Source organism: Streptomyces sp. CBMA29 (genome assembly GCF_014596445.1).
In the GTDB taxonomy this organism is placed as follows: Bacteria; Actinomycetota; Actinomycetes; order Streptomycetales; family Streptomycetaceae; genus Actinacidiphila.
The window spans coordinates 1-8,210 of the sequence record NZ_MECL01000266.1; the positions used below are offsets into that span (position 1 = coordinate 1).

Below are 8,210 nucleotides of genomic sequence, written 5' to 3' on the forward strand. Positions count from 1 at the left end.
CGCCGCCGCGGGCGGACGCCGCGCCCGCCGTGTCCGCCGCGCCTGTCTCGTCTGCCGTGTCCGTGCCGCGTCCGGCGGTCGGCCCGGCGAAGGTGTCGATCCAGTACGCCCGGTCCGCCCGGTGCCGCTCCGACCCGAGGTACGCCAGCTCGTCCGCCACCAGGTCGCGCAGTGAGGCGGCCGGGAGGTCGACCGCGGCGATGTCCTCGCCGCGGACCGCACGCGCGTAGAGGTCGGCCACGAGGTGGTTGACCGTGCCGCCGCTGAGCCCGTCGATGGCTATGTGGTGGTAACGCACGTACCAGTAGCGCAGCCGGGGGCCGAGCCGCAGCAGTGCGAAGTGGTGGGACGGCGCGTCGAGCCGGTCGACGGTGGCCATGTCCCGTGCCATGTACGACTCGGCCTCGGCCGCCGGGTCCTCGGCGCCTGACAGGTCGAGGAGGCGGACCCGGCCGGTCCCGGCGGCCGGGCGGTCGGTGACGTACTGCCGGACGCCGTCGTCACCGGTCTCGAACCGCAGGTGGAGATTGTCGCAGTGGGCGACGGCCCGGCCGAGCGCGGCGGCGAAAAGCGCCTCGTCGAGGTCGCCGTGGATCTCCAGGCATTCCCCGATGTTGTACTTCGGACTGTCCGGATCGATCAACTGCCCGTACCAGACACCTTGCTGGGCCGACGTCAGTTCGAAGAGATCCCGGGAAACGCTGTCCGCCGGGAAGGAACTGTCTTCTAAGAAGGAGCTGTCTTCATGCATGCCGGTCGACCCCTTCGGGGAGATTCTGGAACGGTGCGGAGAAACGACGAAATCAGCCCGTCGATAAAATGCCCGCCGACGCCGTGCCGATGGAGGCGGACCGAAAGCGCGCCCGCGTCATCGCGTCAGGCACTCGGGCCCCGCCGACACGGCGATTCGCGGCGAAGGGCGTTCCCTGCCGCGCGCGGCGGATGACGCCGCGAAGGAGACCGGGTGATGGTCCCGGTGAAACACCCGCGACGAAAGAGAGCATTCACGGACCGAAAATGATCGCATGCGGTCAGCTTCGGTCGGACCCGCTCACCGAGGCGGCGGGAAGCGCGCGAGACCGGGTCGGCACCCGTCCCGGGGAGGACGGATGCCGACCCGGGATTCCGTCTACCGGACGTCCGCCTCCATCGCGCGCACCAAGCTCGTGGGCCGCATGTCGATCCAGGACTTCTCGATCGCGTCCAGGCACTCCTGACGGGATCTCTCCGGACCGTCCGCGTGCCAGCCGCCGGGTTGGTCGAGATGTGCGGGCCACAGGGAGTGCTGTCCCTCGTCGTTCACCAATACGACGAACCGAGCCGAGTCGTCGTCGAAAGGATTAACCATGGCCGCTCCACCTTCCCTCAGTTTTCCGTTTCATCTCGCCGTACGGGCCCCGGTAAAGCGCGGGGCGGCACAGCCCTGTCCCTATTCGCATCCTCGTCAGAGTACAACAGCCGACTTCTTCGGACGGAAAGACTGCCGGGAGGCCGACAATTGGCCGGTTTCACCTGTTGGGTGTACGAACTTTCCCCACACCTGATTCAGATCGGAGAACCGGGGTATATAGGTGCCCAGCGGTGACGGACATATTTTCGATTACCCGGGATACCCCACCCCGAACTGCGCCTTCTTCGACGGTCGCGGAACGGACCGGCCGGGCCGTAGATAAATGTCAGGGCACCGCATCACGTAAAGCTCGCTCCCTTGGCGTCCGAAACGACGACACGGAGGCAGCGGCGCTCGTTAATGGCCAAATCCGTACATCGGTAATCGACCGGGCGGCATCACGGATTATCTGGCAACGGCGGCTGGCATAGGCCAACGGATTCACCGATCCCGCTCCGCGGGGAATTCGCACGTCACAGGTGCGCGCCAGGAAATGCGCCGTGCGGGCGCCGTGTGCCGCGCGCCCCCCGCACGCCGGTTGCACCCGGGGCGCGTGAGGGGCGTGGGACCCGGGATCTACGACCTTGCGCGTACGGCGACGCGGACGCGCGTAGTCGGACTGCTCAGCATTCCTGGTCCGCGCGGCGACACGTGAGCGTCACAGCCCGCGCGGTGTCACCAGGCGGAGGGTGCGTAGTCCTTCAGGAAGCAGCCGTAGAGATCCTCGCCGCGCTCGCCGCGGACGACGGGGTCGTAGACGCGGGCGGCGCCGTCGACGAGGTCGAGGGGGGCGTGGAAGCCCTCGGCGGCGAGCCGGACCTTGTCGGGGTGGGGTCGTTCGTCGGTGATCCAGCCGGTGTCGACGGCGGTCATGAGGATGCCGTCGGTGTCGAGCATCTCCTGGGCGCTGGTGCGGGTGAGCATGTTGAGGGCGGCCTTCGCCATATTGGTGTGGGGGTGGCCGGGGCCCTTGTAGCCGCGGCTGAACTGCCCCTCCATGGCGGAGACGTTGACGACGTACTTGCGGCGGGCCGCGGCGGCGGCCATGGCCGGCCTGAGCCGGCTGACGAGGACGAACGGCGCGGTGACGTTGCAGAGCTGGACTTCGAGGAGTTCGACGGGGTCGACCTCGCCGACGGTCTGCACCCAGGTGTTGGTGGGGTCGAGGTCGGGCACGAGCCCGCCCGCGTCGATGGCGGTGCCCGCTTCGATCCGCGCGAGCGAGGCGGAGCCGCTGACGAGGGCGAGGCCGGTGACGTCCTGCGCGGTGAGGGCGTCCTCGCGGCGCGGGGCCGGCAGGGCGGCCGCGGTCTGCGCGCCGCTGCCGAAGGCGCCGAACACCTCGGACGCGGGCAGTTCGCCCGCGGGCAGGGGAGCCGACTCGGCGGCGACCAGCTCGCGGTAGGCGTCCGGGGAGCGGCGTACGGTCTGGGCGGCGTTGTTGATCAGGATGTCGAGCGGGCCCGCCGCCGCGACCGAGTCGGCGAGGGCGACGACCTGGGCGGGGTCGCGCAGGTCGATGCCGACGATCTTGAGCCGGTGGATCCACTCGGCGCTGTCGGGCATGGCCTTGAAGCGGCGGACGGCGTCACTGGGGAAGCGGGTGGTGATCGTCGTGTGCGCGCCGTCGCGGAGCAGCCGCAGCGCGATGTACATGCCGATCTTGGCGCGTCCGCCGGTGAGCAGCGCGCGGCGCCCGGTGAGGTCGGTGCGCGCGTCGCGGCGGGTCCGGTTCTCGGCGGCGCAGGACGGGCAGAGCTGGTGGTAGAAGGCGTCAACCTCGACGTAGCGGGTCTTGCAGACGTAGCAGGAGCGGGGCCGCTCCAGGATGCCCGCGATCTCCGTGCTGACGGAGGCGGTGAGCTGGATGCCGAGGGTCTCGTCGTCGATCCGGTCGGCGGCGCCGGTCGCGGTGGCCTCGGTGACGGCCTTGTCGTTGGCGGTCTTGGCCGCCCGGCGATCCTGGCGGCGGCGCTGCTTCACCGACCGGTAGATGCCCGCGGTGGCCCGGCGTACGGCGATGGCGTCGGGGTGGTCGACGGGCAGCGTGTCGAGTTCGCCGAGTACGGCGAGGCAGACGGCCATCCGCGCGGGATCGATGCCGGGCACGTCGGCGAAGACCTCGGCGCCGTCCGCGCCCGGGGCGGCCTCCGCGCCGTCCGTGTCCTCGGCATCACCGATCGGTTCCTCGTAGGCCCCGTGGCCGTGAAGGTCCTGCGTTGTCGCCGTCATCCCGCCGCTGCTCTCTCCGTATGTGCCCATGCGATGCCCCCAAGGGGGCCCTGCCCCGGCCGAACTTTACGTTTGCACCGGTAGCAGCTCCAAACCCGGCCGCGGGCCCGGCGGTACCCTCGGGTCGTTTCCGCCCGCGCCGGAGCCGCACCCGGAGCCGCACCTGGAGGTCCGTTGAGCGCCAGCAGTCCGCTCGCCGTCCCGTACGACGCGCCCTTCGGGGTGCGCAATCTGCCGTACGGGGTGTTCAGCACCGCCGACGAGCCCGCCGCGCGGCGGATCGGGGTGGCGTACGGCGATCACGTGCTGGACGCGGGGGCCGCGGCGCGGGCGGCCGGGGCGCCCGCCGATCTGGCCGCCGCGCTCGGCGCGGAATCGCTCAACCCGCTGCTGGCCGCCGGCCGCCCGCTGTGGACGCGGGTCAGGGCGGCGCTGACCGCGTGGCTGACCGACGACACGTACGCCGACGCCGTCGAGCCGTGCCTGCTGCCGCGCGCGGAGCTGACGATGCGCCTGCCGTTCGAGGTGGCGGACTACGTGGACTTCTACGCCTCGGAGCACCACGCCGCGAACATCGGCCGGATCTTCCGGCCGGGGGCCGAGCCGCTGACCCCGAACTGGAAGCATCTGCCGATCGGTTACCACGGGCGGGCGGGCACCGTCGTGGTCTCCGGCACGCCGGTGGTCAGGCCGTGCGGGCAGCGCAAGGCGGCGGCCGATCCGGCGCCGGACTTCGGCCCCTCGCGGAAGCTGGACATCGAGGCGGAGCTGGGCTTCGTGGTGGGCGCGCCCTCGCCGCTCGGCGGCCGGGTGGCCCTGGCCGACGCGGACGCGCACGTCTTCGGGGTGTGCCTGGTCAACGACTGGTCGGCGCGCGACCTCCAGGCGTGGGAGTACGTCCCGCTCGGCCCCTTCCTCGGCAAGTCCTTCGCCACGTCGGTGTCGCCGTGGGTGGTGCCGCTGGCCGCGCTCGCGCAGGCCCGTACCGACCCGCCGGTCCGCGACACCGAGCCGCTGCCGTATCTCGACGACCGCGCGGCGCAGCCGCCGTACGGCCTCGACATCGCCCTGGAGGTACGGCTCAACGGGCATCTGGTGTCCCGGCCGCCGTTCGCCGCCATGTACTGGACGTACGCGCAGATGCTGGCGCACCTGACGGTGAACGGCGCGAGCCTGCGGACCGGGGACTTCTTCGCCTCGGGCACGGTCAGCGGACCCGGGCGGGAGACCAGGGGCGCGCTGATGGAGCTGGCCTGGAACGGCGAGGAGCCGCTGGAGCTGCCGGACGGGACGCACCGGTCGTTCCTGGAGGACGGCGACGAGGTGGTGATCAGCGCCACCGCGCCCGGCCCCGGCGGTACGCGGATCGGCCTCGGCGAGGTCGCGGGCAGGATCGAGCCCGCGCGCCCCTGACGGACCGGCAGCCGCTGCCCTAGCAGACCTCTCGCCGCTTCCGCCGCCGCCACTCCCGTGTTCGCCTCACCTCTCCCGCCACTCTCCCCCGTACGGCTCAATCCCATCCGGCACAGCCGGTTCACACGTGCTTCCGTGTGAAGGAGCATGCGGAGAGCAGAAGAGCGCATGGCCAACAGCGGGACGAGCGACAGCCGGTCCATACGGCGGCCGGCGGGAAGCGGGAATCCAAATGGCGACACGTGCACGCTCAGGGCTTCTGGGTGAACTGTCGGCGGAGTTCGTCGGGACGATGATCCTCCTTCTGATCGGTATCGCCGTCGTGGCCCAGGTAGTGGCCGGCGGCGCGCTGACCGATCCGAAGGGCGGTCTGGGCGACCATGACAGCATCGCCTGGGCCTGGGGGCTCGGCGTCACTCTCGGTGTCTATGTGGCCGCGCGGCTCAGCGGCGCCCATCTCAATCCGGCGGTGACGCTGACGCTCGCGGTGTTCAAGGGCTTCGCGTGGAAGAAGGTCCTGCCGTACGCGCTGGCGCAGACGGCGGGCGCCTTTGTCGCCGCGCTGATCGTCCGCTGGAACTACAGCGAGATCCTGGGTCACGCCGACCCCGGTCACACCATGAAGACGCAGTTCGTCTTCTCCACCCTGCCGGGCAACGGTTCGCTGACCGCCGGTGTGCACGAGTGGGGCGCGTTCCGCGACCAGGTGATCGGCACCGCGATCCTGCTGATCCTGATCCTCGCGATCACCGACGTGCTCAACACCGCGCCCAAGGCGAATCTCGGCCCGTTCATCATCGGTCTGATCGTGGTCGCGATCGGTATGGCCTTCGGCGCCAACGCCGGTTACGCGATCAACCCGGCGCGTGACCTCGGCCCGCGGCTTGCCAGCTACATCACGGGCTACAGCACGGCCTGGCGGGACCAGTGGGGCAATCTGTACTTCTGGGTGCCGATCGTCGGCCCGTTGGTCGGCGGTGTCATCGGCGGTGCGATCTACAAGTACCTCGTCGGCCGTTTCCTGCCCAACGCCGAGCCGGAGCCGCCGGGACGCGCCCCCGCCTCCGAGCCCGCGAACGAGTTCTGAGCCGGCCCCGGTCCCGACCCGTACACCCACGAAAGGCAGGAAGCACCCATGGCGGACTTCGTCGGCGCGGTGGATCAGGGAACCACCAGCAGCCGCTTCATGATCTTCGACCACGACGGAAACGAAGTGGCCAAGCACCAGTTGGAGCACACCCAGTACCTGCCGAAGCCGGGCTGGGTGGAGCACGACCCGGTGGAGATCTGGGAGCGGACCAACGTCGCGATCCAGAACGCGGTGCGGTCGGCCGGCATCTCGGCCTCCGACCTCGCGGCGATCGGCATCACCAACCAGCGTGAGACCACCGTCGTCTGGGACCCGCGCACCGGTCGCCCGTACGGCAACGCGATCGTCTGGCAGGACACCAGGACCGACTCGATCGCCAAGGCGCTGGAGCGCGACGGCCACGGCGACCTGATCCGGCGCCGCGCGGGCCTGCCGCCCGCGACGTACTTCTCCGGCGGCAAGATCAAGTGGATCCTGGAGAACGTCGACGGGGTCCGCCAGGCCGCCGAGCAGGGGCACGCGCTGTTCGGCACCACGGACTCCTGGATCCTGTGGAACCTCACCGGCGGTCCGAACGGCGGCATCCACGCCACCGACGTCACCAACGCCAGCCGCACGATGCTGATGGACCTGGAGACGCTGGACTGGGACGAGGAGCTGCTCGGCATCTTCAACATCCCGCGCGCGATGCTGCCGACGATCCACCCGTCGTCGCACCCCGAGGCGTTCGGCACCACCCGCACCTCGCGTCCGCTGAGCGCGCCGATCCCGATCACGGGTGTGCTCGGCGACCAGCAGGCGGCCACCGTCGGCCAGGTCTGCTTCGCGCCGGGCGAGGCGAAGAACACCTACGGCACCGGTAACTTCCTGCTGCTCAACACCGGTACGGAGGCGGTCCGCTCCGAGCACGGTCTGCTGACGACCGTGGCGTACAAGTTCGGTGACGCGCCGGCGGTGTACGCGCTGGAGGGCTCCATCGCGGTGACCGGTTCCGCGGTGCAGTGGCTGCGCGACCAGATGCACCTGATCAGCGAGGCCGCGGAGAGCGAGCGGCTGGCGAAGACCGTCGAGAGCAGCGACGGGATCTACTTCGTGCCCGCCTTCTCCGGGCTGTTCGCGCCGTACTGGCGGTCCGACGCGCGCGGCGCCATCGTCGGCCTCGCCCGCTTCCACACCAACGGCCACCTGGCGCGGGCCACGCTGGAGTCCATGTGCTACCAGAGCCGCGACGTGGTCGAGGCGATGGAGCAGGACTCCGGGGTGCACCTGGACGTGCTCAAGGTCGACGGCGGTGTCACGGCCAACGACCTGTGCATGCAGACCCAGGCCGACGTCCTGGGCGTTCCGGTCAGCCGTCCGGTGGTCGCCGAGACCACCGCGCTGGGCGCGGCCTACGCGGCCGGGCTCGCCACCGGGTTCTGGCGTGACACCGACGAGCTGCGCGAGCACTGGCACGAGTCGCGCCGCTGGGAGCCCAAGTGGACCGAGGAGCAGCGCGCCACGGGCTACAAGGGCTGGAAGAAGGCCGTGGACCGGACCCTGGACTGGGTCGACGTCGAGTAGTCGGCCGCCCGTAGCCGTACGCCGTACGCCCCGCCGGTCCGACCACCGGCGGGGCGTCCGCGTGTCCGCCGCGTCAGCGCCTCACCGGGCTGTCCGGTCACCCGCCGGTCGTCACGAGCAGCTCTCGACCAGCCGGGACAGCGCCCAGCCCTCGCCGATGACGCGGACGCCGGGGCTGGACGACGCCGACCGCGGGGTCCTGGTGGCCGGGACGCCGGGGACCGCGGGCGGGGCGGTGCGCGGCGGGGCGCCCGGATTGGCCGCCAGCGTGCACACCACCTGGTCCATGGCCAGCGGCGAGAGGCGGTCCACGCCCGCGGGCAGGCGCACGACGGTGGTGGCGCCGTCGAAGAGGACCACGGGCGGGCGCGGCAGGGACGGCAGTCGCGTGGTGAGCGTCGTCGGGTCGGCGTCGCCGGGGCCCGCGAACAGCAGCCGCAGCGCGACGGCCGGACCGGCGCCGTCGGGCGCGCGGCGGGGAACCGCCCGCAAGGCGCCGTCGGAGAGGAAGTAGACGCTGAC

Annotated in this window: 7 protein-coding genes; 3 read left to right on the forward strand and 4 right to left on the reverse strand. The window is 71.1% G+C overall.

The window, feature by feature from the left end; translation table 11 throughout:
* The 3 genes from BGM09_RS35985 to BGM09_RS35995 all read right to left on the reverse strand — a co-directional run.
* A partial coding sequence (locus BGM09_RS35985; protein ID WP_223188080.1) for a condensation domain-containing protein occupies positions 1-751 on the reverse strand: 751 nt, incomplete at its 3' end.
* 378 nt (positions 752-1,129) lie between these two features.
* The gene (locus tag BGM09_RS35990) at positions 1,130-1,348 is read right to left on the reverse strand and encodes an MbtH family protein (protein ID WP_188285961.1); all 219 of its coding nucleotides are present in this window, start codon (positions 1,346-1,348) and stop codon (positions 1,130-1,132) included.
* Positions 1,349-2,065: 717 nt separating this feature from the next.
* Positions 2,066-3,475, reverse strand: coding sequence for an SDR family NAD(P)-dependent oxidoreductase (locus tag BGM09_RS35995; RefSeq protein WP_223188081.1), 1,410 nt, complete (start codon positions 3,473-3,475; stop codon positions 2,066-2,068).
* Positions 3,476-3,796: 321 nt separating this feature from the next.
* Here BGM09_RS35995 and fahA point away from each other — a divergent pair, with 321 nt between their 5' ends.
* The 3 genes from fahA (at position 3,797) to glpK (ending at position 7,688) form a co-directional block, all read left to right on the forward strand.
* Positions 3,797-5,035: a fumarylacetoacetase gene (gene fahA / locus BGM09_RS36000; protein WP_188285963.1), complete on the forward strand. Its 1,239-nt coding sequence runs from the start codon at positions 3,797-3,799 to the stop codon at positions 5,033-5,035.
* A gap of 232 nt (positions 5,036-5,267) precedes the next feature.
* Positions 5,268-6,122, forward strand: coding sequence for an MIP/aquaporin family protein (locus tag BGM09_RS36005; protein ID WP_188285964.1), 855 nt, complete (start codon positions 5,268-5,270; stop codon positions 6,120-6,122).
* 48 nt (positions 6,123-6,170) lie between these two features.
* Positions 6,171-7,688: a glycerol kinase GlpK gene (gene glpK, locus BGM09_RS36010; RefSeq protein WP_188285965.1), complete on the forward strand. Its 1,518-nt coding sequence runs from the start codon at positions 6,171-6,173 to the stop codon at positions 7,686-7,688.
* Positions 7,689-7,799: 111 nt separating this feature from the next.
* On the opposite strand, the gene BGM09_RS36015 is transcribed toward glpK, so the two are convergent.
* Positions 7,800-8,210 (reverse strand): GerMN domain-containing protein (locus tag BGM09_RS36015; protein ID WP_188285966.1); only part of this gene is annotated, 411 nt, incomplete at its 5' end.

Coding starts and splice junctions, on each gene's coding strand:
- BGM09_RS36005 (WP_188285964.1), top strand. CDS start 5,268: ATGGCGACACGTGCACGCTCAGGGCTTCTGGGTGAACTGTCGGCGGAG.
- BGM09_RS35995 (WP_223188081.1), bottom strand. CDS start 3,475: ATGGCCGTCTGCCTCGCCGTACTCGGCGAACTCGACACGCTGCCCGTC.
- glpK (WP_188285965.1), top strand. CDS start 6,171: ATGGCGGACTTCGTCGGCGCGGTGGATCAGGGAACCACCAGCAGCCGC.
- BGM09_RS35990 (WP_188285961.1), bottom strand. CDS start 1,348: ATGGTTAATCCTTTCGACGACGACTCGGCTCGGTTCGTCGTATTGGTG.